Annotated in this window: 28 protein-coding genes; 18 read left to right on the forward strand and 10 right to left on the reverse strand. The window is 76.2% G+C overall.

What is annotated here, in order from left to right; genetic code table 11:
- Nucleotides 1–12: 12 nt before the first annotated feature.
- The 5 genes from P9841_RS14695 to P9841_RS14715 are packed head-to-tail and all read left to right on the forward strand — an operon-like array spanning nt 13 to nt 2,937.
- The gene (locus tag P9841_RS14695) at nt 13–393 is read left to right on the forward strand and encodes an ArsR/SmtB family transcription factor (RefSeq protein WP_502847767.1); all 381 of its coding nucleotides are present in this window, start codon (nt 13–15) and stop codon (nt 391–393) included.
- A complete protein-coding gene (locus P9841_RS14700; RefSeq protein WP_283319383.1) occupies nt 390–1,328 on the forward strand; it encodes a cation diffusion facilitator family transporter in 939 nt (312 codons plus the stop codon). Before P9841_RS14695 ends, P9841_RS14700 begins: the two co-directional genes overlap by 4 nt.
- Nucleotides 1,325–1,822, forward strand: a complete 498-nt coding sequence (locus P9841_RS14705) for a methyltransferase family protein (RefSeq protein WP_283319384.1) — start codon at nt 1,325–1,327, stop codon at nt 1,820–1,822. Before P9841_RS14700 ends, P9841_RS14705 begins: the two co-directional genes overlap by 4 nt.
- 33 nt (nt 1,823–1,855) lie before the next feature.
- Complete coding sequence (locus P9841_RS14710; RefSeq protein WP_283319385.1) at nt 1,856–2,464, forward strand: winged helix-turn-helix domain-containing protein; 609 nt, start codon at nt 1,856–1,858, stop codon at nt 2,462–2,464.
- Nucleotides 2,461–2,937: a hypothetical protein gene (locus P9841_RS14715; RefSeq protein ID WP_283319386.1), complete on the forward strand. Its 477-nt coding sequence runs from the start codon at nt 2,461–2,463 to the stop codon at nt 2,935–2,937. Before P9841_RS14710 ends, P9841_RS14715 begins: the two co-directional genes overlap by 4 nt.
- 17 nt (nt 2,938–2,954) lie before the next feature.
- Here the strand turns inward: P9841_RS14715 and P9841_RS14720 are convergent, their stop codons facing one another.
- On the reverse strand, nt 2,955–3,338 hold the full coding sequence (locus P9841_RS14720) for a MerR family transcriptional regulator (RefSeq protein WP_283319387.1): 384 nt from the start codon (nt 3,336–3,338) through the stop codon (nt 2,955–2,957).
- A gap of 68 nt (nt 3,339–3,406) precedes the next feature.
- Between P9841_RS14720 and P9841_RS14725 the strand changes: the two genes are divergently transcribed.
- Entirely contained in the window at nt 3,407–4,096 is a 690-nt protein-coding gene (locus P9841_RS14725) for an SDR family oxidoreductase (RefSeq protein WP_283319388.1), read from the forward strand.
- Nucleotides 4,097–4,129: 33 nt separating this feature from the next.
- Here the strand turns inward: P9841_RS14725 and P9841_RS14730 are convergent, their stop codons facing one another.
- Nucleotides 4,130–4,939, reverse strand: coding sequence for a MerR family transcriptional regulator (locus P9841_RS14730; protein ID WP_283319389.1), 810 nt, complete (start codon nt 4,937–4,939; stop codon nt 4,130–4,132).
- A gap of 78 nt (nt 4,940–5,017) precedes the next feature.
- On the opposite strand from P9841_RS14730, the gene P9841_RS14735 reads away from it, so the two are divergent.
- Entirely contained in the window at nt 5,018–5,383 is a 366-nt protein-coding gene (locus tag P9841_RS14735; protein WP_283319390.1) for a nuclear transport factor 2 family protein, read from the forward strand.
- A gap of 54 nt (nt 5,384–5,437) precedes the next feature.
- Here P9841_RS14735 and P9841_RS14740 read toward each other — a convergent pair whose 3' ends face one another.
- From P9841_RS14740 to P9841_RS14760, 5 genes are all read right to left on the reverse strand, one after another.
- On the reverse strand, nt 5,438–6,661 hold the full coding sequence (locus P9841_RS14740; RefSeq protein WP_283319391.1) for a hypothetical protein: 1,224 nt from the start codon (nt 6,659–6,661) through the stop codon (nt 5,438–5,440).
- A 312-nt stretch (nt 6,662–6,973) separates the two neighbouring features.
- Nucleotides 6,974–7,774 carry an ABC transporter ATP-binding protein gene (locus P9841_RS14745; RefSeq protein WP_283319392.1) on the reverse strand — a complete coding sequence of 267 codons (801 nt, stop codon included), beginning with the start codon at nt 7,772–7,774 and terminating at the stop codon, nt 6,974–6,976.
- Entirely contained in the window at nt 7,771–8,808 is a 1,038-nt protein-coding gene (locus P9841_RS14750; protein ID WP_283319393.1) for a FecCD family ABC transporter permease, read from the reverse strand. Before P9841_RS14750 ends, P9841_RS14745 begins: the two co-directional genes overlap by 4 nt.
- Nucleotides 8,780–9,544, reverse strand: coding sequence for a class I SAM-dependent methyltransferase (locus tag P9841_RS14755; protein ID WP_283319394.1), 765 nt, complete (start codon nt 9,542–9,544; stop codon nt 8,780–8,782). The genes P9841_RS14750 and P9841_RS14755 overlap by 29 nt, the downstream gene beginning before the upstream one ends.
- Nucleotides 9,541–10,551, reverse strand: a complete 1,011-nt coding sequence (locus tag P9841_RS14760) for an ABC transporter substrate-binding protein (RefSeq protein WP_283319395.1) — start codon at nt 10,549–10,551, stop codon at nt 9,541–9,543. The genes P9841_RS14755 and P9841_RS14760 overlap by 4 nt, the downstream gene beginning before the upstream one ends.
- Nucleotides 10,552–10,662: 111 nt before the next feature.
- Between P9841_RS14760 and P9841_RS14765 the strand changes: the two genes are divergently transcribed.
- Nucleotides 10,663–11,238, forward strand: a complete 576-nt coding sequence (locus tag P9841_RS14765) for a helix-turn-helix domain-containing protein (RefSeq protein ID WP_283319396.1) — start codon at nt 10,663–10,665, stop codon at nt 11,236–11,238.
- Between the two features lie 10 nt (nt 11,239–11,248).
- On the opposite strand, the gene P9841_RS14770 is transcribed toward P9841_RS14765, so the two are convergent.
- Nucleotides 11,249–11,971, reverse strand: a complete 723-nt coding sequence (locus tag P9841_RS14770) for a DUF1028 domain-containing protein (protein ID WP_283321970.1) — start codon at nt 11,969–11,971, stop codon at nt 11,249–11,251.
- 154 nt (nt 11,972–12,125) lie between these two features.
- Here P9841_RS14770 and P9841_RS14775 point away from each other — a divergent pair, with 154 nt between their 5' ends.
- From P9841_RS14775 to P9841_RS14790, 4 genes are read left to right on the forward strand one after another with little or no spacing between them, the layout of a single operon-like run.
- Nucleotides 12,126–13,691, forward strand: coding sequence for an ABC transporter substrate-binding protein (locus P9841_RS14775; protein WP_283319397.1), 1,566 nt, complete (start codon nt 12,126–12,128; stop codon nt 13,689–13,691).
- A 31-nt stretch (nt 13,692–13,722) separates the two neighbouring features.
- Nucleotides 13,723–14,682, forward strand: coding sequence for an ABC transporter permease (locus P9841_RS14780; protein WP_283319398.1), 960 nt, complete (start codon nt 13,723–13,725; stop codon nt 14,680–14,682).
- Entirely contained in the window at nt 14,679–15,629 is a 951-nt protein-coding gene (locus P9841_RS14785) for an ABC transporter permease (protein ID WP_283319399.1), read from the forward strand. The genes P9841_RS14780 and P9841_RS14785 overlap by 4 nt, the downstream gene beginning before the upstream one ends.
- Nucleotides 15,626–17,284: a dipeptide ABC transporter ATP-binding protein gene (locus P9841_RS14790; protein ID WP_283319400.1), complete on the forward strand. Its 1,659-nt coding sequence runs from the start codon at nt 15,626–15,628 to the stop codon at nt 17,282–17,284. The genes P9841_RS14785 and P9841_RS14790 overlap by 4 nt, the downstream gene beginning before the upstream one ends.
- A gap of 18 nt (nt 17,285–17,302) precedes the next feature.
- On the opposite strand, the gene P9841_RS14795 is transcribed toward P9841_RS14790, so the two are convergent.
- Nucleotides 17,303–18,139: an HAD hydrolase family protein gene (locus tag P9841_RS14795; RefSeq protein ID WP_283319401.1), complete on the reverse strand. Its 837-nt coding sequence runs from the start codon at nt 18,137–18,139 to the stop codon at nt 17,303–17,305.
- A 197-nt stretch (nt 18,140–18,336) separates the two neighbouring features.
- On the opposite strand from P9841_RS14795, the gene P9841_RS14800 reads away from it, so the two are divergent.
- Both P9841_RS14800 and P9841_RS14805 read left to right on the forward strand, forming a co-directional pair.
- On the forward strand, nt 18,337–19,485 hold the full coding sequence (locus P9841_RS14800; RefSeq protein ID WP_283319402.1) for a GNAT family N-acetyltransferase: 1,149 nt from the start codon (nt 18,337–18,339) through the stop codon (nt 19,483–19,485).
- A gap of 41 nt (nt 19,486–19,526) precedes the next feature.
- A complete protein-coding gene (locus P9841_RS14805) occupies nt 19,527–19,949 on the forward strand; it encodes a hypothetical protein (RefSeq protein WP_283319403.1) in 423 nt (140 codons plus the stop codon).
- Between the two features lie 26 nt (nt 19,950–19,975).
- Here the strand turns inward: P9841_RS14805 and P9841_RS14810 are convergent, their stop codons facing one another.
- The gene (locus tag P9841_RS14810; RefSeq protein ID WP_283319404.1) at nt 19,976–21,106 is read right to left on the reverse strand and encodes a helix-turn-helix transcriptional regulator; all 1,131 of its coding nucleotides are present in this window, start codon (nt 21,104–21,106) and stop codon (nt 19,976–19,978) included.
- A 136-nt stretch (nt 21,107–21,242) separates the two neighbouring features.
- Between P9841_RS14810 and P9841_RS14815 the strand changes: the two genes are divergently transcribed.
- The 4 genes from P9841_RS14815 (at nt 21,243) to P9841_RS14830 (ending at nt 25,477) form a co-directional block, all read left to right on the forward strand.
- Nucleotides 21,243–22,637 carry an FAD-binding oxidoreductase gene (locus P9841_RS14815; RefSeq protein ID WP_283319405.1) on the forward strand — a complete coding sequence of 465 codons (1,395 nt, stop codon included), beginning with the start codon at nt 21,243–21,245 and terminating at the stop codon, nt 22,635–22,637.
- A 235-nt stretch (nt 22,638–22,872) separates the two neighbouring features.
- Nucleotides 22,873–23,142, forward strand: coding sequence for an acylphosphatase (locus P9841_RS14820; protein WP_283319406.1), 270 nt, complete (start codon nt 22,873–22,875; stop codon nt 23,140–23,142).
- 102 nt (nt 23,143–23,244) lie between these two features.
- The gene (locus P9841_RS14825) at nt 23,245–23,979 is read left to right on the forward strand and encodes an alpha/beta fold hydrolase (protein ID WP_283319407.1); all 735 of its coding nucleotides are present in this window, start codon (nt 23,245–23,247) and stop codon (nt 23,977–23,979) included.
- A gap of 70 nt (nt 23,980–24,049) precedes the next feature.
- Nucleotides 24,050–25,477: an ATP-binding protein gene (locus P9841_RS14830; RefSeq protein WP_283319408.1), complete on the forward strand. Its 1,428-nt coding sequence runs from the start codon at nt 24,050–24,052 to the stop codon at nt 25,475–25,477.
- The last annotated feature ends 30 nt before the right edge of the window (nt 25,478–25,507 follow it).

Below are 25,507 nucleotides of genomic sequence, written 5' to 3' on the forward strand. Positions count from 1 at the left end.
TATCATCGCCACATGACGATGACAGCGCCCGGTATCGATCATGAGAACGACTCCCGTCCCGCCGACGACGCCGCCCTCACCGCCCCGACCGCCGCGCTGTTCCGCGCCCTCGGCGAGCCCGCCCGCCTCACCCTCCTGCGCCACCTCTTCACCGGCGAGCACTCCGTCCGCGAGCTCACCGACCACCTCGGCCTCGCGCAGAGCACGGTGAGCGCGCACCTCGCGTGCCTGCGGGACTGCGGCCTGGTGACCGTGCGGCAGCGTGGCCGGTCGTCGATCTACGCGATCGGCGACCCCGGGCGGCTCGCGACGCTGGTCGGCGCGGCGGAGGACCTGCTGCGCGGCGGCCCGCACCCGGAGGAGTGCACGCACCTCGCGGAGGACCTGTCGTGAGCCACGGGCACGACCACGGCCACGCGTCCGCCGGCGGTGCGGGGCAGCCGGCGGACCACCGGCGCCGGCTCGCGATCGCGTTCGGGCTGACCACGACGGTGCTGGTCGCGCAGGCCGTCGGGGCGCTGGTGACGGGCAGCCTGGCGCTGCTGGTCGACACCGCGCACATGCTGACGGACGCCGCGGGGCTGGCGATGGCGCTGGTCGCCGCGCACCTGTCGCTGAAGCCGGCGACGTCGCGGTGGACGTGGGGGTACCGGCGGGCCGAGGTGCTGGGCGCCCTCGCGCAGGCCGCGGTGCTGCTGGCCGTCGGCGGCTACGTGCTGGTCGAGGGCGTGCGCCGGCTGGCCGAGCCGCCGGAGGTGCCGTCGACGGAGCTGGTCGTGTTCGGCGTCATCGGCCTGGTGGCGAACGTGATCGCCATGGCGGTGCTCGCCGGTGGCCGGTCGGCGAGCTTCAACCTGCGCGCGGCGTTCCTGGAGGTGCTGAACGACGCGCTCGGGTCGGTCGGGGTGATCGTCGCGGCGGTGGTGATCGCGACGACCGGCTGGCAGCAGGCGGACGCGGTGGCGGGTCTGCTGATCGGCGCGCTGATCGTGCCGCGGGCGATCCGGCTGCTGCGCGAGACCGGCGCGGTGCTGCTGGAGTCCACGCCGGCGGGGCTCGACCTCGACGCGGTCCGCGAGCACCTGCTGGGGGTGGAGCACGTGCGTGCGGTGCACGACCTGCACGCGAGCCTCGTCGCGACCGGGCTGCCCGTGGTCACGGCGCACGTCACGGTGGACGACGAGTGCTTCTCCGACGGCCACACGGCCCGCATCCTCGACCAGCTCCAGGAGTGCCTGTCCACGCACTTCCCGATCTCGGTGGAGCACTCGACGTTCCAGATCGAGCCCGCGTCGCACCGCACGCACGAGCGGCTGGGGCACGCGTGAGCGGCCGGGGCTCGACGGCCGTGCCGCCGGCGGTGCTCGCGGCCGCGGCCGGCGCCGCGCAGGTCGTGCTCGCGCGCCGCGCCCGGCCGACCGCGGTGTCGCTGCTGGCGGCGGCACCCGTCGCGGCCGCCGGGCTGGCGCTGGCGGGCGACGCGCTGCTGCGGTTCCGCCGGACGCGGACGACGATCGACCCCGTGGCGCCGGCGAAGGCGAGCACCCTCGTGGTGGCGGGTGCGAACCGGGTCACCCGCAACCCGATGTACGTGGGGCTCGCCGCCGTGCTGGTCGCGCACGCCACCGCCCGGCGGTCGGTCGCGGCGCTGCTGCCGGTCGCCGGGTTCGTCGCGGCGATGACGGCCGGGCAGATCCGGGCGGAGGAGCAGGTGCTCGCCGAGCGGTTCGGCGAGCCGTACGCCCGCTACCGCGAGGCGGTGCCGCGCTGGGCGGACGCCCGCTCGGCGCGGGAGGTCGTCCGGCTGGTCACGGCTCGCTGACGATTACGTACAACGTACGATATCGTACGTCTCGTGAACGATTCGCCGGTCGGTGGGCAGCGGCTGCTGCCGATCTTCCGCACGCCCGCGCAGGGGGCGATCCTCGCCGCCCTCCTGCTCGAGCCGGGGCGGGAGGCGAACATCGCCGAGCTCGCACACGTCGCGGGCGTCGCGCCGCCCAACGCGCTGCGCGAGGTCAACCTGCTCGTCCAGGCCGGCGTCCTGCGTGACCGCCGGGTCGGTCGCTCGCGCCTCGTCAGCGCCGACCCCGGGTCCCCGTTCGTCGAGCCGCTCGCGCAGATCCTCCGCCGCACCCACGGGCCGGTCCTGGCTGTGCGCGAGGCGTTCGCGACCGTGCCTGACGTGGACCGTGTGCTCGTCGTCGGCTCCTGGGCCGCGCGTGCGCTCGGGCATCCCGGCCATGCCCCACGGGACCTGGACCTGGTCGTCGTGGGGCATCCGCCGACCCGGCTCCTGCGGCGGGTCAACGCCCAGCTCGAGGAGGCGCTCGGTCTCCCGGTGCAGATCACCGTGCTGAAGCCCGACGAGTGGCGCGAGGCGCGGACGGGATTCGTGACGTCGGTGCGTGAACGGCCGGCGCTCACCGCCGTCGACCGGACCGAGGAGAAGGAGAGCGCATGACCCCGGCGCGTCGGACCGAGCTGTCCAGGATGGTGGTCGACGGCGAGCTCGAGCAGGTGCCGGTCGACCCGACCGTGTGCCGGACGATGGTCGAGCAGGCGCGGCGGCACGCGAGGACCGCGGCTGCCGGCCGGGACATGGACGACCTCGAGGGTGCGTTCCAGCTCGCGTACGACGGCTGCCGCAAGGTCGCACTCGCCCTCGTGCTGTCGTTCGGCGTGCGTCCGTCTGGTGAGCGGGGGCACCACGCCGACACGTTCGCCGCGGCGGCGGCGATCGTCCGCAACCACGCGGGTCAGGGCACTCTGGGCCAGGCGGTCGACGACGCGTCCGACCTCCGGTTCGCCCGCTCCGGCGCGGAGTACCGGGCGGAGGTCGTGGACGAGTCGGCGGTGGACGACGCGTTGACGATCCTCGACGAGCTGCTCGTGGGTCTCGTCCCGGTGATGGAAGGACGCCTCGCGACCGGGTGACCGTCACTGCCGGACCGTCAGGCGGACCGTCGCCCGCCGGTGGCGTCCCCGTGCCCGGGCCGGTGCGCCTGCCCGAGCCGGATGACCTCGTCCAGCCGGTCCCGCGCGGCCGTGAGCTCGTCGAGCTGGGCCTGCACCCGGGCGCGCTCGGCCAGCAGCCGCTCGTGCATCGCGTCGGTGAGCACGCCGTGGTCCATGCAGGGCAGGATCCGCAGCACGGCGCTGCTGGCGAGGCCGGCGGCGTAGAGGCTCTGGATGAAGCGCACCCGGTCGACGGCCGACGGCGGGTAGTCGCGCTGGCCGCCCGGGGTGCGGTCGGCCACGAGCAGCCCCTGCTCCTCGTAGTAGCGCAGCGCGCGGACGCTGACGCCGGCCCGCTGGGCGACCTGGCCGATGCGCACGGACCCTCCCGGTGGTCGGACGCCCCGACTTGCACCTGACGTCCACGTGAGGTTCTAGCGTAGCCGCCATGACCACTGCACTCGTCACCGGAGCCAACCGCGGCATCGGCCGCCACCTCGCCAAGCAGCTGCTGGAGCGCGGCGCGACCGTCTACGCCGCCGCCCGCCGGCCCGAGACCCTCGACCTGCCGGGCGCCCGCCCCGTCGCCCTCGACATCACCGACCCGGACGCCGTCGCCGCGGCGGCGGAGCTGGCCGGCGATGTCGACCTGCTCGTCAACAACGCGGGCATCTCGACGGGGGCGCAGCTGCTGGGCGACCTCGACGGCGTCCGGGCGGAGATGGACGTCAACTTCTGGGGCACGCTCGCGATGGTGCGCGCCTTCGCGCCGGTCCTCGCGGCCAACGGCGGCGGGGCGGTCGTCAACGTGGCCTCCGCGCTGTCGTGGTTCGCCGCGCCGGGCGCCGGCGCTTACGCGGTGTCCAAGGCGGCGAACTGGAACATGAGCAACGCCCTGCGCCTGGAGCTCGCGGGGCAAGGGACGCAGGTGACGTCCGTGCACCTCGGCCTCGCGGACACCGACATGGCCCGGGGCCTCGACGCACCCAAGACGGATCCCGCGGACGTCGCCCGGATGACGCTGGACGCCGTCGAGGCCGGCGCGTTCGAGGTCGTCGTCGACGACTGGAGCGCGATGGTGAAGGCCTCGCTCGCGCAGGACCCGCGCGCGTTCTACGCGCGGTTCCTCCCGGCGTGACGGGGGTGCGGGCGGGCGCGGCCCCGGCCCCGCTCAGCCCGGCGCCCCCAGCCGGAACACCGGCCACCCGATCTCGGTCCGCCACGCGGCCGGGTCGGGGGTGTCGCGCGGCCCGACGAGGTAGGTCTCCCGCACAGGCCCGGCCACGGCGAGCGCGTTGGCGACCACCCACGCGCCGAGCTGGCCGTAGGTGACGTCGACGTCGTCGTGCTCCCCGGCGTGGGTCGTGACGGCCAGCTCGACGGCGGGGAGCGTCACCGGGTGCACCCGGCCGACCCGCGGCGGCCGCGCGGCGGGCCGGTGGACGACCACGTGGCCGCGGCCGTCCTCGAACAGGGCGTTGTCGTACGAGCCGCCCGGCACGCCCGCGGGCTCCCCGGCGGCGGCGAGCGCGGCGTCGAGCTCGGCCATGGCGCCGGAGTACCAGGCGAGCACCTCGTGGTCGGCGACGTCCCCCTCGACGCCGGCGACCACGACCTCCGGGACCGCGCGCAGCTCGACCGGGAGCGGCGCCGGGTCGGGACGCAGCAACCGGCGCAGGGACGCGACGGCGGTGCGGGTGCGGTCGAGCTCGGCCTCGAGCCGGCGCAGGTGGTCGGACACCAGCGCGGCCCGGTGGTCCGGGTCGTCGGTGCCGAGGATCCGCCGCACGTCCGCCAGGGGGACGTCGAGCTCGCGCAGCCGGTGCACGACCTGCGCGACGCCGATCTGGTCCGCGTCGTAGGACCGGTAGCCGGTCGCCGGGTCCACGTGCGCCGGCTCGAGCAGACCCGCCTCGTGGTAGCGGCGCAGCGTCCGGACGCTCAGGTGGGTCAGGCGCGAGAACTCCCCGATGGCCAGCACGCCGTCATGGTGCACCCTCCCCCGGGGGGAGGGTCCAGCCGTTGACCCTCCCGCAGGGGCGGCCCGCACGCTGCGGGCATGACCACTGCATCCAGCTCCTTCCCCGACGACCTGCCCGCCGACCTGCCCGGCGCCGTCCGCGCCTACCTCGCCGCCCAGTCCGCCCGCGACGCCGAGGCGGCCGTCCGCGCCTGCACCCCCGACGTGGTCGTCCTCGACGACGGCCACACCTACCGGGGCCCCGACGACCTCCGCCGCTTCGTGACGGAGGCCGGGTCGGAGTTCACCTACACGACCACGCTCCTCGGCGCGGAGCGCGTGGACGACACGCACTGGGTCGTCACGCACCACCTGGAGGGCGACTTCCCCGGCGGCGTGGTGGACCTGCGCTACCGCTTCGCCCTGGAGGGCGGGCTGATCGCGGAGCTCGTCATCGCGCCCTGACCGGTCGTCGCCGGGAGGTCCCGGGCCCCGCGAGCGGCCCGGGACCGAGAGCGGCTAGTGCTGCCGTCGCCGGCGGCGCCAGGCGAGCGCCTTCAGGCCGGTCCCGGCAGCGGCTGCACCAGCTGCGGCCAACGCGACGCCGGTCGCGCCCGCGCCGGTCGCCGCGAGCACCTGCGACGAGGTGCCGGACGGCGACGCGGTCGGTGCCGTGGCGCCCGGGGTCGCCGACGCGGCAGCGGCCGGGGCCTCCGGCTCGTCCGGCTCGTCGGTGGGCTCGTCGGGCTGGTCGGGCTCGGTGGGCTGTTCCGGCTGGTCCGGCTCGGCCGGCTGGTCCGGCTCGGCCGGCTGGTCCGGCTGGTCCGGCTGGTCGGGCTCGGTGGGCTCGGTGGGCTGGTCGGGCTCGGTGGGCTGGTCGGGCTGGTCGGGCTCGGTGGGCTGGTCCGGCTGGTCCGGCTGGTCCGGCTGGTCGGGCTGGTCGGGCTCGCCCGGCACGCAGTACTCCCAGTCCTTCTCGTCGACCCCGCCCCGGCCGGAGTTGTCCTCGCCGAAGTGGTAGCTGTAGCCGTTCGACTCGGTCCAGGTGATGCACATCCCCGGCTGGAGGCCGAAGTACGACCACGGCACGAACGTCGCGCCGATCAGCTCGCGGTGGATGTCGACGTTGAGGTTGTCCGCACCCGGGACGTTGACGTTGACGTAGCCGTTCGCGGGGATCGGCTCGCTGAAGTGCAGCCCGTCGCGCGCCCACCAGAAGGGCCGGTCGTAGCCGTCCTCCTGGTAGCCGTCGGTGACGGTGGTGCGGAGCGGGGCGGGCGCGCCCGCGTCGCCGCAGGTCGCGCAGTCCGTGGCGGGGCCCTCCGGGGCGGTCGCGGCGGTGCCGCCGGCGACGGCGTCGTCCGAAGGAGCGGGATCCTCGGCGGGCGTGGCCGCGTCGGAGCTCGCCGCGGGCGTCTCCCCGGCCTCCTCCTGCCCGGTCGCGGGGGACTCGTCGCCGGGGGTCCCCTCGGTCCCCGCGCCGGGGTCCCCGGCATCGGGACCGACGCTGTCGGGGTCGACGGCGTCGGCCGAGACCGACGCCGCCGGCTGGGCGGGCGCGGTGGCGTCCGTCGTGGGGCCGGCCGGGATCGTCCCGTCCGCCGCGGTCGTCGTGGCGGCGTCGGTGGTGGCGGTGACCGCCGGTGGGTCGGCCGTCACCATGGAGTCGGGGGCGGGCGGCGCGGCGACCGGCGCCAGCAGCAGGGCGACTGCTGTGGCCGCCGGGACGGTGATCGGGGACATGGCTCCTGCTCCTCACGTGTCGCTGAGGGCGGGGCGCCGGGGCGTCCCGCCCTCGCCGATGTCGCTGCGCGTCGGTGCGGCAGCGCTGCGTGCGGAATCCATCCGACGGCCGTGGCGGAGCTGCACGGCCCGTGTGCGAGGAGGTGGAGCATCGGAAGGGGTGACAGTGAGCAGGTCGGAGCGCCCCGGTGAGCAGCACCCGGGGCGTGCGTGTGCGCACAGGGGCGCTCGGTGGAACGTCGCACGGACGGGCGACGTCCCGGGCGCGGTGCTACCGGCGCGTTCCGGTGGACGTGCGGGCTGCGACGCCGGTCACCGGGGCGCGACCGGGCCGAGCACCTCCACCCGCAGCCCCGCGTCGTCGCGCCGGACGTCCGCCCGGACCCCGAACACGTCCCGCAGCGTCCCGGCCGTGAGCGCGTCGGCGGTCGGGCCGGCGACGTGCACCCGCCCGGCGTGCAGGACGACGAGCCGGTCGCAGTACCGCGCGGCCAGCCCGAGGTCGTGCAGCACGACCACCACGGTCGGCCCGGACGCGGCCAGGCCGGTGAGCAGTGCGAGCAGCTCGTGCTGGTGCTGCACGTCGAGGTGGTTCGTCGGCTCGTCGAGCAGCAGGACCCGGGGCTCCTGGGCGAGCGCCCGGGCGGCGTGCACGCGCTGGCGCTCGCCGCCGGACAGCGTGCGCCAGCGGCGCCGGCCGGTGCCGGACATGCCGACCAGGTCCAGGGCGTGGGCGCACGCGGCCTCGTCCTGCGCGGTGGGTGGCGCGAGCCGCCCGCGGTGCGGCAGCCGCGCGAGGGCGACCACGTCGGCGACCGTCAGGTCGGTGTCGGTGTCGCCGGACTGCTCCATGACGGCCAGGGTGCGGGCGCGCTCGCGGCGGGGGATGTCCGCGAGCGGGCGCCCGCCGAGCAGCACCTCCCCGCGCGCGGGCGCGATCGCGCCGGACAGGGTGTGCAGCAGGGTCGTCTTGCCCGAGCCGTTGGGGCCGATCAGGCCGGTCACGCCGCCGGGCGGCGCGTCGACGTCGACCGCGTCGAGGACCGGCGCGGAGCGGCCCCGGACGCGGACGGTGAGGCCGTGGCCGGCGATCCCCACCGGGCCGGGCGTCACCCGCGCTCCCGGCGCCGCAGCACGACGAGGAACGCGGGGACGCCGAGCAGCGCGGTGACGACGCCGGCGGGGATCTGCCGCGGCGCGAGGGCCGTGCGCGCGACGGTGTCGGCGAGCACGAGGAACAGCGCGCCCCCGACGGCGCTCAGCGGCAGGAGCCGGCGGTGCAGCGGCCCGGCGAGCGCGCGCACGGCGTGCGGGACGATCAGGCCGACGAACCCGATCGCGCCGACGCTCGACACGACGACGGCGGTCACGGCGGCCGTCGTCACCAGCGCCACGGTCCGGACCGTGGCGACCGGGACGCCGAGCGCCGCGGCGGACCGGGCACCGAAGGCGAACGCGTCGAGGTCGGAGGCGATCAGGCGCAGCACGACCAGCGCCGCGGCGGTCACGACGGCGCACAGCAGCACGGCGGGCCACCGTGCCGCGGCGAGCGACCCGGTGAGCCAGGCGGTCATGCCCCGCGCGGCGTCCGCGTCGCCCCAGCCGAGCAGCACCAGCGTGGTGAGGGCGGCGAAGAGCTGGCCGACCACCACGCCCGTGAGGACGAGGCGCCCGGTGCTGGACGCGCTGCGCCCCAGCAGCAGCATGACGAGCGCGAACGCGGTCAGGCCGCCCACGAGCGCCCCGCCGGCCAGCGACACCACGCCGCCCCCGACCCCGGCCACGAGCACGAGCACAGCCCCGGTCGAGGCGCCGGACGAGATCCCGAGCAGGTAGGGGTCGGCCAGTGCGTTGCGGGTCACCGCCTGCAGCACCGCCCCGCAGGTGGCGAGGCCCGCGCCCGCGACGCCCGCGAGCAGGACCCGCGGCAGGCGCAGGTCCCAGACCACGGAGTCCGCCAGCGGGGTCAGCGGCTCGACGGGCAGGCCGAGGTGCGAGCCGAGCGACCGCGCCGTCTCGGTCCACGTGAGCTCGCCGCCGCCCACGGCCACCGCCGCGACCGCGACGGCCGCGAGCAGCAGCGCCGCCCCGGCCGTCGCGGCCACCGTCATCGCGGGCTCAGCGCTGCGCGAGGACGACGTAGTCATCGAGGTGCTGCCAGACGGGGCCCGCCTCGCGGAACCCGCCGGCCCGCAGCGCTGCGACGTGGAACGCGAGCCCGAGGTCCGGGTTCGGCGGCCGGCCGGCGAACCGGCGCTCCCGCTCGGCGGCCAGGGGCGCGAGGTGCGGGTGCGCGGCGAGGGCGGAGAACCACTCGTCCCAGCTCAGCGCCCCCGCCGCCCGGTCGCGCTCCTGGGTGGCCACGTCGTCGCGCCGGGCGAGCTCCTCGAACAGCAGCCGGCCGCCGGGCTGGCGCAGGTGGTCGGCGTTGAGCAGCACGCCGCCGGGCTCGAGCACCTCGGCGACGTCCCGGTAGACCCGCGTCAGGACGTCCGCCGGCAGCCAGTGCAGCGCCGTCGAGGACAGCACGGCGTGCGGGCGCCGCCCGTCGAGCACCCGCGTCCACGTCGGGTCCCAGAGGTCCGCCTCGCGGAACGCGACCCGGTCGCCGTGCCCGGCGAGCGCCAGCCGGCCGAGCTCGAGCAGCATCGGGTCGTAGTCGACAGCGACGCACGTCGCGCCGGGGAACCGGTCCAGCACCCGCGCGGAGACCGAGCCCGGTCCGCACGCCAGGTCGACGACGAGCGCGCCGGGCGGCACGGTCTCGGCCAGCACGTCGAGCATGACGGCGAACCGGTCCTCGCGGCGGTTGATGTACGCGGCCTGCTGGCGGTCCCACGCGGCGAGGTGCTCGCGGGCCCAGGCGGTCGTCGGGGCGCTCACGCGTCCGCCCCCGCGAACCCGACGAGCGCGTCCGACAGCGTCGCGAGCGCGTCCACGCTGCGGACCGACGGGTCCATCTCCGTGGCCGGGATCGCGACGAGCCGGTCGGCCCGCACCGCGGACAGCTCGGCGGTCACCGTGTCGTCGCGCAGCATCGCGGTCTTGTCCGCGGCGCTGTCCCCGGCGAGCCCGCGCGACAGGTCGGCGAGCACCAGGACGTCCGGGTCGCGCTGGGCGATCTCGTCCCAGCTCGTCTCGGCCCACTGCGCGTCGAGGTCCGCGAACGCGTTGCGACCGCCCGCGAGCTCCGTGAGCGTCTGCGGCAGCCCGGTGCCGCCCGCGACGATCGGCGCGCCGTCGATCGTCGAGTACAGCCAGGCGACGTCGAGGTCGCCGGCGTCGGGCGCGAACGCGGTCACGGCGTCGAGCACCTCCTGCTGCCCGCGGACCAGCTCCGCGCCGCGCTCCTCGACGCCGAAGACGGCGGCCAGGTCCGTGACCCCGGCGAAGATCCGGTCGAAGCCGGTGTCCCCGGTGACGAGGGAGGGGTCCTCGCAGTCGTTCGCGGACAGGTACGCGGGAACCCCGAGGTCGGCGAGCTCGGTGCGGGCGCCGACCGCGTCCGCACCGAACGCCGAGGCGCGCATCGAGTAGACGAAGTCCGGGTCCGTCGCACGGAGCTGCTCGGCGGTCGGGTACTGGGCGGCCAGCACCGGCACCTCGGCGTAGGCGTCGGCGTACTCGGGCGCGACGGCGTCGGTGAGGTAGCTCGTGCCGGCCATCCGGTCCTCGAGCCCGAGCGCGAGCAGCAGCTCGGTGGCGCCCTGCTCGAGGGTGACGGCGCGCTCCGGCGGCGCCGGGACCGTGACGTCGAGGCCGCAGCTCGTCAGCGTGACGGGGGCGGCGGTCGAGCCGCTGCCGGCGGCGGGCGCGGCGGCGGGGGCGCTCGCGCACCCCGCGAGCACGGCGACGACGGCCGCCGTGACAGGAATGAGAATCGTTCGCATGAACGGGATCGTACGCGACCGTCCCGTCACCCGGCGCGGTGGCCGGTGGCGGAGAGCTGCCGCGGCAGTCGCCCGCCCCGGAGGGCGTCGCCGCTCGCTAGTGTCGCCAGCGTGCCGGACGACGAGAAGCTCGAGATCGCCGCGCTGGGCGCCGCCCTCAAGGTGGAGCGCCAGCGCCAGCGGCTGTCCGTGAAGACGCTCAGCGAGCTGTCCGGCGTGAGCTTCGGCCTCATCAGCGAGCTGGAGCGCGGCAAGGGCAACCCGAGCTTCGTCTCGCTGCACCGGCTGGCCGCCGCGCTGCAGGTCACGCTGCCCAAGCTGCTGTCGGGCCTCGGCGGCGACGAGATGGTGGTGCGCGCGCAGGAGCGGCACCGGCTGCCCGAGACGCCCGGGGTCGCGGCGCCGCCCGTGCGGGAGCTGCTGACGCCCCGCATGCAGTCGAACCTGCAGCTCATCCGCTCGACTCTGCCGGCCGGCTTCACCAACGAGGGCCGGCCGTTCCGGCACCTCGGCACGGAGTCGGTGCTCGTGGAGGAGGGCCGGCTGCTGGTCGTGCACGGGGAGCGGCGGGTGGAGCTCGGCCCCGGGGACGCGATGACCTACGGCTGCTCGACGCCGCACTGGTGGGCGAACGCGCACGACGGCGTCACGGTGGTGCTCGGCGCGGTCTCGCCGACGGAGAGCTGAGCGCCGCGGGTCACGCGGCCGGCGACGACGCCCCGGGCAGCGCGAGCAGCCGCTCCAGCTCGTCGACGGGCCGCTCGCCGTCGTCCACCCGCAGGTCGACGGCGAGCTGCGGGGGCCAGATCCGCTCGGACGTGGTGCGCGCCACCTGCAGCGCGGCGCTCTGGCGTCCGCGCCGGTCGCCGCCCGCGGCCTCCCCGGCCCGCAGCGCGGCGGCCAGGCGGTGCGCGAGCGCGAGGGCGGGGTCGACGGGCGACACCACGGGCGCGTCGAACGTCTCGGTGAGCGCCTCGGCGAGCTCGGGCTCGAGCGCGGGCGCCTGGGCGGGCACGCCGGTGCCGGAGGTCCAGGCAGCGAGCATCGCGTCGAGCACCTCGGGCCCGGTGAGCAGGTTGCCGACCACGACGACGCCGGGCGCCACGAGCCCGCCCGCCCAGGCCGTGCAGGACGCGCCGGTGCGGTGGGCGCCGCGGCCGTCGGGGGTCAGGGCGGCGACCTGGCGCAGCTCGGGCTCCTCGTCCCAGTCCGGCACCCGGGCGACGGCGGCGGCGGGGGACTCCCCGTCGGCGAGCGCGCCGAGCAGCAGGCCGCGCAGCCGGCGGTTGGTCCACGCCTGGCTGACCGTGACGCCGGCGTGGGGGGCGACGGCGAGCACGGCGTTGCCCGCGGCCAGCGAGCGGCTCGCGGTCGCGGCCCCGAGCAGGCCGGGCTGGGCGACGAGGATCGTGTAGGTCAGGGCGGGCTCCGTGTGTTGCGGTCGTGTTTCGACTCGGCCGAGCGACTTGTCCGATTGTGGGGTGAGGGGTCAGGCTGATGCAACGATCAACATGGTGATGCATCCGCGGGCCCCCCACCGCCGCGGTCGCCCACCCCGAGCCCCCGGAGACCTCATGCGACGACCTCCCGCCCGCAGGGCCCTCACCGCCGGCGTCGCCGGCGCCGCCGCCGGGATGCTGCTGCTCTCCGCCTGCTCCGCGGGCGAGTCCGTCGATCTCGACGGCGCGGACGGCGACGCCACCGGGGCGTCCGACCTGCCGGTGCTCCGGGCCGCGATCGCCGGCGAGCCGGACCAGCTCGACCCGCAGTCGACGTCCTCCTACTTCGCGTTCCAGGTGCTCGAGAACGTGTTCGACACGCTCGTCGAGCCGGACGAGAACCTCGAGATGCAGCCGGCGCTCGCGGAGTCCTGGGAGGTCAGCGACGACCAGCTCACCTGGACGTTCCACCTGCGCGACGGCGTGACGTTCCACGACGGCAGCGACTTCACCGCCGAGGACGTCGTGTACTCCTACGACCGGATCGTCGACGAGGAGCTGTCGAACGCCTGGAAGTTCGCGGCCGTGGCCGACGTCGCGGCCGTGGACGACCTCACCGTCGACATCACGGTGTCGCAGCCGACGCCGAACCTGCTGTCCAACCTGGGCGGGTTCAAGGGCATGGCGATCGTCGAGCAGGGGAACGTCGAGTCGGGCGACATCACGACGGCCCCGATCGGGACCGGGCCGTTCTCGCTCGCGTCGTACTCGCCGGGGGAGTCGATCGACCTCGTGGCGAACCCCGACTACTGGGGCGGGGCGCCCGGCATCGGCGGCGTGCACTACACGTTCGTCTCCGAGGGCAGCACCGCGATCGCCGCGCTCCAGAACGGCGAGATCGACTGGACGGACTCCATCCCGGCGCAGCAGCTCGAGCAGCTCCGGGGCACCGAGGGCGTCGAGGTCGGCACGTCGCCGTCGAACGACTACTGGTACCTCGCCCTGAACGAGGCGAACGCCCCGTGGGACAGCGTCGCCGCGCGGCAGGCCGTCGCGTACGCGATCGACCGCGAGTCGATCCTCCAGGCCGTGTCCTACGGCACCGCGGAGGAGAACCAGCTCGCGATCCCCGAGGACTCGGTCTGGTACACGGAGTACGACGAGTACGACCTGGACCTCGACCGGGCGCGCGAGCTGCTCGCCGAGGCCGGCGTCACCACGCCGCTGACGCTCGACTTCCTGGCGACGTCCGACTACCCGGAGACCGTCACGGCGGCGCAGATCATCGCGAGCAACCTCGAGCCGCTCGGCATCACGGTCGACATCCGCACGGTGGACTTCGCCACGTGGCTCGACGAGCAGAACACCGGCAGCTTCGACCTGCTGATGATGGGCTGGCTCGGCAACATCGACCCGGACGACTTCTACTACGCCCAGCACCACAGCGACGGCGGGTCCAACGCCCAGGGCTACTCCAACCCCGAGGTGGACGCGCTGCTGGACGCGGGCCGCGTCGAGACCGACGACGACGCGCGCCAGGAGCTGTACGCGCAGGCGGCGACGACCATCGCGGACGAGGCCAGCTACATCTACCTCTACAACCCGTCGGTCGTGCAGGCGTGGAGCACGGACCTGCAGGACTACACGGCGCGGTCCGACCGGGCGATCCGGTTCCGGGACGTGACCCTGGCGGGCTCGTGACGCACCCCCCGCGGGGGACGGGGGTGCGCCCGTGACGGGGTCGGGCGCGCTCCGGTTCCTGGCGCGCCGGGTGCTGCACTCGGCCGTCGTGCTGCTCGGCGTGATGGTCGTGGTGTTCGCCCTGGTGCACCTGGTGCCGGGCGACCCCGTGCGCATCGCGCTCGGCACGCGCTACACCGAGGAGTCGTACCAGGCGCTGCGGGCGGCCAGCGGTCTCGACCGGCCGCTGCTCGAGCAGTTCGTCTCGTACGTCGGCCACGCGCTCACCGGCGACCTCGGCGTGAGCTTCCGGTCGGGCGAGCCCGTGACGACCACGCTGCTGCAGCGGCTGCCCGCCACGGTGTCCCTCGCCGTCGTCGGGCTGCTCGTCGCCCTGGCGATCTCCCTGCCCGCGGGCATCTGGTCGGGGCTGCACGAGGGGCGGCTGTCCGACGCCGTCGTGCGGGTGACCAGCCAGGCGGGCGTCTCGGTCCCGGACTTCTGGCTCGGCCAGATGCTCATCCTGGTGGTCGCGATGACGCTCGGGCTGCTGCCGACGTCCGGGTACGTGGCGCTGTCGCAGGACCCCGCCGGGTGGGCGCGGCACGTGCTGCTGCCCGGGCTGACGGTGGGCCTGGTGGCCGCCGCCATCATGACCCGCTACATCCGCACCGCCGTGCTGGAGGTCGCGCACGCGGGCCACGTCCGCACCGCGCGGTCCAAGGGCCTGCCCCCGCGGGTCGTCACCGGCCGGCACGTCGTGCGCAACGCGATGATCCCCATCCTCACGATCACCGGCATCCAGCTCGCGACGATCCTCGGCGGCGTCATCGTCGTCGAGGTCGTGTTCGCCTGGCCCGGGCTGGGGCGCCTGGTGTTCGACGCGGTCGCCGCGCGCGACTACGCGCTGGTGCAGGGCGCGGTGCTGCTGATCGCGGTGCTGTTCCTGGTGGTGAACCTGGTGGTGGACGTCCTGTACTCCGTCGTCGACCCGAGGATCCGGCTCTCATGACGACCGACGCCCGGCAGGACCCCGTGACGCCCGGGACGCCCGGCTCCCCGCCGACGGCAGCGACCACGACCGCCGCCCCCGTGGCCCGCTGGCGGCTGCTGCTCGGGAACCCGGTCAACCTGGTCAGCGCCCTGGTGCTGCTCGTCGTGCTCGTCGTCGCGGTGCTCGGCGCGCGCCTCGCGCCGTACGGCGTCAACGCAGTCGACGTCCCCGCGGCGCTCCAGGGGCCGTCGGGGGACCACCTGTTCGGCACCGACGACCTGGGGCGCGACGTGTTCTCGCGCGTGCTGGTCGCCACGGGCGTCTCGCTGCAGGTGGCGCTCGCGGCCGTGGCGTTCGCGCTCGTCGTGGGCGTCGGCCTCGGCGTCGTGTCCGGGTACGCGGGCGGCTGGCTCGACACGGTGCTCATGCGCGTCGTCGACGTGATGTTCGCGTTCCCCGTCATGCTGCTGGCGCTCGCGATCGTGGCCGTGCTCGGCCCGGGCCTGACGACCACGCAGCTGGCCATCGGCATCGTCTACACGCCGATCTTCGCGCGCGTCGCCCGCGCGGCCGCGCTGTCCGTGCGGGTCGAGCCGTACGTGCAGGTGTCGCGCACCATGGGCACCGGGCACGTCGAGATCCTGCGCCGGCACGTGCTGCCCGGGGTGAGCGGCCCCGTCATCGTGCAGACGTCCCTGTCGGTCGCGTTCGCGATCCTGTCGGAGGCCGCGCTGTCGTTCCTCGGGCTCGGCGTGCAGCCGCCGCAGCCGTCGTGGGGGCGGATGCTCTACGACGCCCAGGGGTTCCTGGGGTCCGCGTGGTGGATGGCGCTGTTCCCCGGCCTGGCGATCTTCGTGACCGTGCTCGCGCTCAACCTGCTCGGCGACGGGCTGCGGGACGTGCTCGACCCGCGCCAGCGCACCCTGCTGCAGACCCGACGCCTGGTCAGGAGGAGCCGCCGATGAACCCCGTCCTCGAGGTGACGGACCTGCGGGTCGACATCGGCCCGACGCCGATCGTCCGCGGCGTGTCGTTCGCCGTGGAGCCCGGGCAGACCCTCGGCATCGTCGGGGAGTCCGGGTCCGGCAAGTCGATGACCGTGCTCGCGGCGACCGGGCTGCTGGACGCACCCGGCGCGCGGGTGTCGGGCAGCAGCGTGCTCGGCGCGCCGGTGGGCGGCGGGGCCGGCGGGGCCGGCGGCGCGGGCGGGACGACGCAGCTCGTCGGTGCCTCGGCCCGCACGCTGCGGTCCGTCCACGGCGACCGCATCGGGTTCGTGTTCCAGGACCCGTCGACGTCGCTCAACCCGATCCTCACGCTCGAGCGGCAGATCACCGAGAGCCTGGAGGCGCACCGCGGCCTGACCGGGCGGGCGGCCCGCGCCCGGGCGCTGGAGCTGCTCGAGGCCGTCGGCATCCCCGACCCGGAGAGCCGGCTCGCGTCGTACCCGCACCAGCTCTCGGGCGGCCAGCGGCAGCGGGTGATGATCGCGGTCGCGCTGGCGTGCGACCCGGCGCTGCTGATCGCCGACGAGCCGACGACCGCCCTCGACGTGACCACGCAGGCGCAGGTGGTGGACCTGGTGCGCGAGCTCCAGCACCGCTTCGGCACGGCGGTCGTGTGGATCAGCCACGACCTCGGGCTCATCGGCCAGGTCGCCGACGACGTCACCGTGCTGCGCGACGGCCTGCAGCTCGAGACGCAGCCGGTGCTCGACCTGGTGGACCGGCCGCGCGACCCGTACACCCGGGAGCTGCTCGCCGCCCGCCCGCTGCTCGGGCAGTCCCGCCCGGCGCCCGGGCCGGCGGACGTCGAGGTGCTGCTCGCCGTCGAGGGTCTCGACGTGCGCTTCGACGTCCGCGGCCCCGCCGGGCGCACGCAGGTGCACGCGGTCGACGACGTGTCGTTCGAGGTCCGGCGCGGGCGCACGCTCGGCGTCGTCGGGGAGTCCGGGTCGGGCAAGTCGACGATCGCCGGCGTCCTCACCGGGCTCACGGTCCCGCGCGCGGGCACGGCGGAGCTGGACGGGGTCGACGTGCTGCACCAGCGGGGCGCGGCCCTCAAGGCGCTGCGCCGGCGGATCGCCATGGTGTTCCAGGACCCGTTCTCGTCGCTCAACGGCCGGTCCGCGGTCGGGACGTCGATCGCCGAGCCGCTGCGGGTGCACGGGCTGGCGCGCGGCCGGGAGGCGACGGCCCGCCGGGTGGGCGAGCTGCTGGAGCTGGTGGACCTGCCGGCGTCCTGGGCGTCCCGCTACCCGCACGAGCTGTCCGGCGGGCAGCGCCAGCGGGTGTCGATCGCGCGGGCGCTGGCGCTGGAGCCGGACCTGGTGATCCTCGACGAGTCGACCGCGTCGCTCGACGTCTCGATCCAGGCCCGCGTGCTCGAGCTTCTCGCCCGCCTGCAGGCGGAGCTCGGGCTGACGTACCTGTTCATCGCGCACGACCTCGCGGTGGTCGAGCGCGTCAGCCACGACGTGCTGGTGCTCAAGGAGGGGCGCACGGTGGAGCACCGCCCGGCGGCGGAGCTGTTCGCCGACCCACGGGACGACTACACCCGCGCGCTGCTCGCGGCCGTCCCCCCGGTGCGGCCGCGGGCGGGGCGGGCCGCGGCGGGGTAGTCGGGCTCGGGGCGGGGGTCACACCAGCCCGAGCTCCGCGAACGCCGGCACCAGCCCCTCAGCCCCGGGCCCGGCGGCCACGTGGTCCGCCAGGGCCAGCAGGCGCGGGTCGGCGCCGGCGATCGCGACGGACGTGCCGGCGTACTCGAGCATCTCGAGGTCGTTCGGCCCGTCGCCGAACGCGACGACGTCCTCGCGCCCGGCGCCGAGGTGGTCGAGCACCGTCTGGATGCCGAGGGCCTTGTGGACGCCGGCGAGCTGGATCTCCCCGGCGGTGTCGCCGAGCCCGGTGATGGAGGACGGGAGCAGGTCCAGGCCGTCGCCGAGGGCGTCCGCGACGACGGGCCAGGGGGACGCCGCGCCGAAGTACGTCACCTTGGCGAACGAGCACTCCTCGAGGCGCTCCGGCACGCGCAGCGCGTCCAGCACGTCGCCCTGCCCGTCCGCCGCGGCGTCGGGGTCGCGCAGGTGGCCGCCGAGCAGCTCGCCGAGCCGCCGCCGGACGTCGGGCCGGCCGTACAGCGCCTCGGGGGCCTCCAGCAGGTAGGCGGCGTCGTGGGCGTCGAGCACGGCGATCACGCGCTCGGCGAGGTCCCGGGGGAACCGCTGGTCGCGCAGCACGGCGCCGCCGACCTCGACGTAGCCGCCGGCGGACGCGACCATCCCGTCGAACCCCGCGGCGAGGATGTGCCGGGTCAGCATCGAGCGCGGCCGGCCGGTGCACAGCAGGACGCGGTTCCCGGCGGCCCGCGCGGCGGCGACGGCCCGGGCGTGCCCCGGCGGGACGATGCCGCGGTCGGCGTAGGTGCCGTCGATGTCGAGGAACACGATGCGGGGCCGTGCGGGGGGAGGCATGCCCCCAGCCTCCCTCACGCGGCGCTGGGCCGTCCGGGCGACCGCCGTCCGGGTGGTGCCCGCGGTGTGGGGCCGGTCGCGCGCGGTCGCGCCGCGGGTGGGCGCACAGTTCACCCACAAAGTGGATCAAAACCGTCCAAACCGGACGCTAGCGTGGAGAGCCGCGCTGCGGCCGTCGCGCGACCAGGAGGGGCACCGTGCACCTGAGGCTCATCCCGCTGTCCGACGTGACCCCCTCCGACGTGGAGGCCTGGCACCGCCTGGCCGACCACGCGGTGTGGCCGAACATGTACCTCGACCCGCGGTTCCTCGTGCCCGCGCGGCACCGCGGCGACGAGGCCTCCGACGTGCGCGTCGTGGTCGTCCAGGAGGGCGGGGAGTGGCTCGCCGCCCTGGCCGTCAGCACCAAGCCCGTCGCGCGGCGGGTGCCCGTGCTCGCCGCGACCACCGGCGGCGAGTTCACCACCGTGCACTCCGACCGGCACCACCCGCTGCTGCGCCGGGGCCGGGAGGCCGAGGCGCTGGAGGCGCTGCTGCGCGGCCTGACCTCCGTCGGTCTGCCGGGCCTCGTGCAGCTCCGGCGCTTCCCCGGTGAGGGGCCGCTGGCCGACACGCTCGCCGAGGTGCTGGGTCGCACGCCGATGCGCGCGTGGGAGCGGCGGCGCGACGCCGGCGCGTTCGCCCCGCGCGAGGCGATGACGGTCCCGGAGCTGCCGCCGCTCGTCGACGGGGTGCTGGTGGACCCGCCGCTCGCCACCGACCACATGGCCACCGACGAGCGCCGCAACATGCGCCGCGGCGTCCGGGGCCTGGTCCGCGAGACCGGCGGGCCCCTGGAGCTGCACGACCTGTCGGCCGACCCGGGCGCGGAGGACGACTTCGTCGAGCTGCAGGCCGCCGGGTGGAAGGGCGACGTGACGCAGGGCGGCTCGGCGCTGCGGCTCGACCCGCGGGCCGAGCGGTGGTTCCGCGAGGTCGTCGGGCTGTTCCGGCGGGACGGCGACGCCACGGTGCTGCGGCTCGCCGCCGGCGGGCAGACGCTCTGGCACGGGTACGCGCTGCGGTCCGGCGGGGCGTACTTCGGGTTCCTCGACGCCTACGCCGAGCAGCACCGGCGGTACAGCCCCGGCGCGATCGGGCGGATCGCCAACCTCACGTACCTGTTCGCCACCACCGACGCGCCGTTCTTCGACCCCGGGTTCGACTCCCGCTACACGGCGGGCGCGCGGCTGTTCCCGGCGTCGCGGCCGGTGGTGGACGTGCTGGTCTCGACGCGGGGCCTCACCGCGCACGCGGTGCTGCGCGCGGCGCCGACCGCACGCCGGCTCGGGCTGCTGGCCTCCTGACCGGCGCGCCGCCGGGGTGTCCGGGGTGGCAGGCTGGCCCCGTGAGGACCCGCCACCCCAGCGTCGCCGCCGACATCGGCCCCGGCTTCCCCGTCGCCGAGGCCCGCGCGCTGCAGACCGCGCTCGAGGGCGCGCTGACCGCCGTCGAGCGGGCCGCCGGCCGGCCCGTGCCGGTCGAGCTGCGGTTCGAGCCGGGCGCGGGTCCCGGCGTCGTCGTCGTGTGCCGGAACCGGGTGGTGGGGTTCGTGCCGCCCGACCGCGCGCCAGGGCTGCGCGGCCAGCTCGCCGACGCCGGTCGCCGCGCGCACCTGGTCGCCCCCGGGGTGCTGCACCGGCAGGACGGGCTGTGGCGGGCGTGGGCCGGCGCCGAGCCCGAGGACGGCGTGCCCCCCGCCCCGGACGGCCTGGACACGATGGCCGCGCCCGACCCGGCGGTCCTGGGCATCCCGCTCCGGCGGGGCTGAGCCCGTCGGCCCCAGGCGGGGCCGGGTCAGGCGTAGAAGCCGGACGGCGTGAGCTCGGCGGCGTACCGCGGGGCGTAGTGGTCGAAGTAGACCCGCGCGACGAGCTCCCGCCGGCTGCCGACCCCGGCCTTGTCGAACACGGCCTTGAGGTGGTCCTGCACCGTCCACGGCGACAGGTGCAGCGCCCGGCCGATCTCCTGCGTGCTGTCGCCGTGCAGCACGCCGGCGACGACGTCGCGCTCGCGGCCGGTCAGCCCGAACGCCGCGACGACCAGCGGCACGATCTCCGGCGGCCGGGCCTCCTCGAGCGTCACGACCACCTGCCGCCGCCCGCCGTCGCGCCCCGCTAGCGGCGCCGCGTGCACCACCAGCCACTGCCCGGCCGGCGTGCGGACGCGCAGCCGGGGGACGGTGGCGAGGCGGCCGTCGCCCAGGGCCCGCGCGGCGGACGTGATGGCCGCGACGGGCGTCGGGAGCGAGTCCCAGCGCGTGCCGCCGAGCTCGGCGACGCGGGCCTCCGCGGCCGGGGTCGTCTGGCAGACGGTGTTGTCCGCGTCGACCACCAGCACGGCCGGGCCGGCGACGTCGGGGGCCGCCCCGGGGACGGGCGCCTCCGCGAGCCGGGCCGCCGCCGTGACCAGGCCCGCGCGCACGCCGACCGCGAGCGTGCCGGCCACCCGCGCGAGGAAGTCGGCCTCCGCCGGGGAGAAGCCGCTCGACCCGCCGGAACGGTAGAGCGCGACGGCGGCCCACGGGGTGCCGTCCGTCCGGGCGGACGCCCGCATCTCGTGGTCGAGGGACCAGTGCGGCACGAACATCTCCCGGTGCCGGCTGCTGCTGCGCGGGTCGCCGCCGGTGTCGTCGGCGAGGATGCCCACGGGGTTCGCCTGCCGGGCGAGCGACCGGAACAGGTTCACGTGGTCGGTGACGTACTCGTGCTCGAGGAACTCCGCGTCGCGCTCGTCGCCGATGTTGCGCTTGACGGACCCGGTGAGCAGGCCGGTGTCCGGGTCGACGGGCCCGATGCACGCGGCGTCGTGGGGGATCGCCGCGTCGAGCAGGTCGATCGCGCCGCGCGCGAACGCGCGCCAGTCGAGGCCCGCGCGCGCGAGCCCGTCCAGCCCGGCCCGCACGGGCTCGGTCCGCAGAGTCGCCATGCTCCGATGGTCCCGCTGTCCGGTTCGTCCCGGTACCCCCATGTTTGTGGGGATCTCTGCGCACCGGGTCGCGGTCGCGCACGACCCAGGTTCCTGGGATTCCGCCCGACCGGCCCCGCCGAGCACGCTCGGCGGCATGACCACTGACCTGGCGGCCGGAGCGCCGCTCGACACCTCTGCCCTCGACGAGCTGCGCGCCGCGCTGACCGGCACGCTCGTCGCACCCGGCGACCCCGCGTGGGACGCCGCACGCCTGCCCTGGAACGTGCTGGTCGACCAGCGGCCGCTCGCCGTCGTCCAGGCGGCCGACGCGCACGACGTCGCCGCGACCGTCCGCTGGGCCGCCGCGCACCGCGTCCCCGTCACGGCCCAGCCCAACGGCCACGGCGCCAGCCGGTGGCTCGACGGCGCGGTCCTCGTCCGCACCACCGCGCTCGACGACATCTGGGTGGACGCCGACGCGCGCGTCGCCCGCGTCGGGGCCGGCGTGCGGTGGGGCGACCTGCAGGTCGCGCTCGACGGCACGGGCCTGACCGGGCTCGTCGGCTCAAACCCCGACGTCACGGTGGTCGGGTACTGCCTCGGCGGCGGCCTGTCCTGGTTCAGCCGCGCGCACGGCACGGGGGCCGGCTCGGTCCGCGCGGTCGAGGTGGTCGACGCCACCGGGACGCACCGCTGGGTCCGGGGCGACGACCCGGCCGACGTCGACCTGCTGTGGGCGCTGCGCGGGGGCGGCGGCGACTTCGCGCTCGTCACCGCCGTGGAGCTCGACCTCCACCCGGCGCCGCAGATCACCGGCGGCCTGCTCGCGTTCCCGGCCGAGGCGGCACCCGCGGTGCTCCGCGCGTTCCGCGAGATCACCCGGGACGCTCCCGAGGCGCTCACCACCTGGGTCGCCGTGCTGCACCTGCCCGACGCGCCCGTCGTGCCGGAGCCCATGCGCGGGCTGTCCCTCGCGCTGCTGCTCGCCACCTACCTCGGCGACCCCGCGGAGGCCGAGCGGCTGCTCGCCCCCGCGCGCGCCGCCGGCCCGGTGCTGCGGGACACGTTCCGGGTGCTCGCCCCGGGCGAGGTGGGGCTGCTCGCCGAGGAGCCCGTCGACCCGAGCCCCGCCGTGCTCGTGGGGACGCGGCTGCACGCGTTCGACGAGGCGGCCGCCGCCCGGCTGCTCGAGGTCGCCGGGGCCGGTTCCGGCACGCCGCTCATGCAGGTGCAGGTCCGGCACGTCGGCGGCGCCCTCGCGCGCGAGCGGGTGCCGTCCGCCGCCGGGACGGCCGACGAGCCGTACCTGCTGTCCGGCCTGGCCATGGTGCCGGTGCCGGAGGCGTACGCCCCGGTGGCGGGGGCGCTCGACGGGCTGTTCGCGGCGATGGCCCCGTGGAGCACCGGCACGGCGCCGCTGACCTTCCTCGACCGGGACGAGACGGTCGGACGGGCGTACCCGCCGGCGACGGTCGACCGGCTGCGCGCCATCAAGGCCGCGGTCGACCCGGCGGGCCTGTTCCGCAGCAACCGCCCGATCCACGCCTGACCCCGGGGGCGGTGTGCCCGGACCCTCGCAGGGGGAGGGTCCCAACCGCCCGCTCCACCCCAGACCCACCCCACACCACCCGTCCACACACCCGCCGAGTTCGGCAGTCCGGGTGCGAGTTCGGCATCTGCACCTGCCGAACTCGCCTGGGACTGCCGAACTCGCGGGAGGCGGGCAGCCGTCGCGGGAGCGGGTCGGCCTGGCGGCAGCCCTGCCGGCCGCGCAGACTGGCCGGGTGATCGCCCGGACCGTCGTCGTGCACGGGGTCGTCCAGGGTGTGGGGTTCCGCGCGTCGATGGCGGCGGAGGCCCGGCGGCTGGGCGTGACCGGGCACGTCCGGAACCGGCCGGACGGCACCGTCGAGGCGCACGTCGAGGGCCCGCAGGACGCCGTCGCGGCGCTGGTGGACTGGGCTCGCCGCGGGCCCCGGTTCTCCGAGGTGACGCACGTCGACGTGCGCGACGCCGTGCCGTCCGGGGCCGAGAGCTTCGTCGTCGAGCGCTGAGACCGGGACGTCCTGCGGCCCCGGCCGGCGCCGCCCGGGACGTCCGCGCACAGCGGCCACCCGCCCGGCGCGCGTGTCGGGGGTCGCGGCTACCGTCGGTGCATGGACGTCATCCTCATCCCCGGGTTCTGGCTCGACGCGTCCTCCTGGGCGCCGGTCTCCGCGGCCCTGGAGGCCGCCGGGCACACCCCGCACCCCGTCACGCCGCTCGGCGCCGGCGGTGCGGCGGACGAGGTCGCGGGCATCACGCTGGCCGACCAGGCGGCCGCGGTCGTCGAGCTGGTCGACAGCCTCAGCGGCCCCGTGGTCGTCGTCGGCCACAGCGGCGGCGGTGCGGTGGCGCACGCTGTCGCGGACGCGCGGCCGGACCGCGTCGAGCAGGTGGTCTACGTCGACAGCGGCCCGCTCGCGGACGGCGGGGTCGTCAACGACGAGCTGCCCGTGGTGGACGGCGTCGTGCCGCTGCCGGACTGGGGCGCGTTCGAGGACGAGGAGCTCGAGGAGTTGTCCGAGCAGCTCCGGGCGGACTTCCGGGCGCGCGCGCTCACCGTCCCGCCGCTGGTCGCGGCCGGCCCGCAGGTGCTGCACGACGAGCGGCGGTTCGACGTCCCGGTCACCGTCATCACCTCGACGATGCCGGAGGCCCTGCTGCGCGAGCTCATGGCGAAGGGCCACCCCTACGTGCAGGAGCTCGCCCGGGTGCGCGACGTGACGATCGTCGAGCTGCCGACCGGGCACTGGCCGCAGCTCAGCCGCCCGGACGACCTGGCCGTCGCGGTGGTGCGCGCGGTGTCCGGCGAGGCCGACGCGGAGGAGGCCATGGCCGTCCCGACGTGAGTTAACTCCACTCCACTATAGTTTACTCGACTATAGTGAACTTCGGTGGAGTAAGGAGGGGTGGACCGGGGTGTTCGTCGGACGATCGCGCGAGCTGGCCGCCCTCGAGCGGCAGATGGACGTGGTCCGTGAGGGCCGTAGGGCCGACGCCGGAGTGGCGGTGCTGCTGCGCGGACGCAGGCGGGTCGGCAAGTCACGCCTGGTGGGCGAGCTCGTCCGACGCCTGGGCGTGCCGACGGTGACCTTCCAGGCCGCCCGAGGCGCGCCGCTCGGTCAGGAGCTGGCGCTGCTCGCCCAGGCGGTCGCCGACTCGGACCTGCCGGCCGCCGACGTGGCACGGGACTCGACCCCCTCGACGCTGACCGCCGCGCTGACGCTGCTCGCGGCCGCGCTCCCGGACGACACGCCGTCCGTCGTCGTCCTCGACGAGGTCCCCTGGCTGCTCGAGCAGGCGCCCGGCGCGGCCGGCGAGCTCCAGCGGGTGTGGGACGCCAGGCTCTCCCGCAAGCCGGTGCTCCTGCTGCTCCTGGGGTCCGACCTCGCGACGATGGAGCGTCTCACGGGCCCGGACCAGCCGTTCCACGGGCGCGCGACCGAGATGGTCCTCGACCCGCTGTCCCCGGCGGAGGTCGGCGGCATGTGCGGGGTCGGGGCCTTCGACGCCGTGGACGCGTACCTCGTCACCGGGGGCCTGCCGCTCGTCGCCCAGGAGTGGCAGTCCGGGGCGTCGCTGGAGCAGTTCCTCGAGTCGTCGTTCGGGACCTCCACCAGCGCCCTGGTCGTGTCCGGGAGCCGGGTGCTCGACGCCGAGTTCGGCGAGGGGACCATCGCGCGGCAGGTCCTCACCGCCATCGGAGGGCGGGGTGAGCGCACGTTCTCCGGCATCCAGGGTGCCGCGCGGGGCGAGCCGCTCAACGCGACGACGCTGACCGGCATGCTCGGCACGCTCACCCGCAAGCGTGTGGTCGCGACGGACGACCCGCTCTCGACCAGGTCGGCGCCGCGCAACCGGCGGTACCGGGTCGCCGACCCGTCGCTGCGCTTCTGGCTCGCCTTCGTCGAGCCCGCGCTCGGGGAGGTCGACCGCGGCCGACCCGATCTGGCGCTGGCGCGCGTGCAGCGGGGTTTCGCCGCCTGGCGGGGCCGCGCGGTGGAGCCCATCGTCCGGGGTGCCCTGGAGAGGCTGCTGCCCGACGAGCGGTTCCCCGAGGTGACCCGGGTCGGCGGGTGGTGGCCGCGCAGCAACCAGCCCGAGGTCGACCTCGTGGGGACGGCCGGTGCGCCGGGGCCCGTCCACCTGGTCGGCACGGTGAAGTGGCGCTCCGGGGCACGGGTGCGGGCGGACGAGGTGCAGGCGCTCGCCGATGACGCGGTCGCGGTACCCGGGGTCACCGCGGGCACCTCCCTGGTGGCGGTGTGCCCGGCCGGCGCGGAGCCCGGCCTGCCGCTCGCGGCGACGTGGGGCGCGGAGGACCTCCTCGCAGCCTGGCCGCGTTGACGCCGTCGTGCTGCGCGCCTCCCGCCTGCG

Source organism: Cellulomonas sp. ES6, assembly GCF_030053835.1.
Classification (GTDB): domain Bacteria; phylum Actinomycetota; class Actinomycetes; order Actinomycetales; family Cellulomonadaceae; genus Cellulomonas.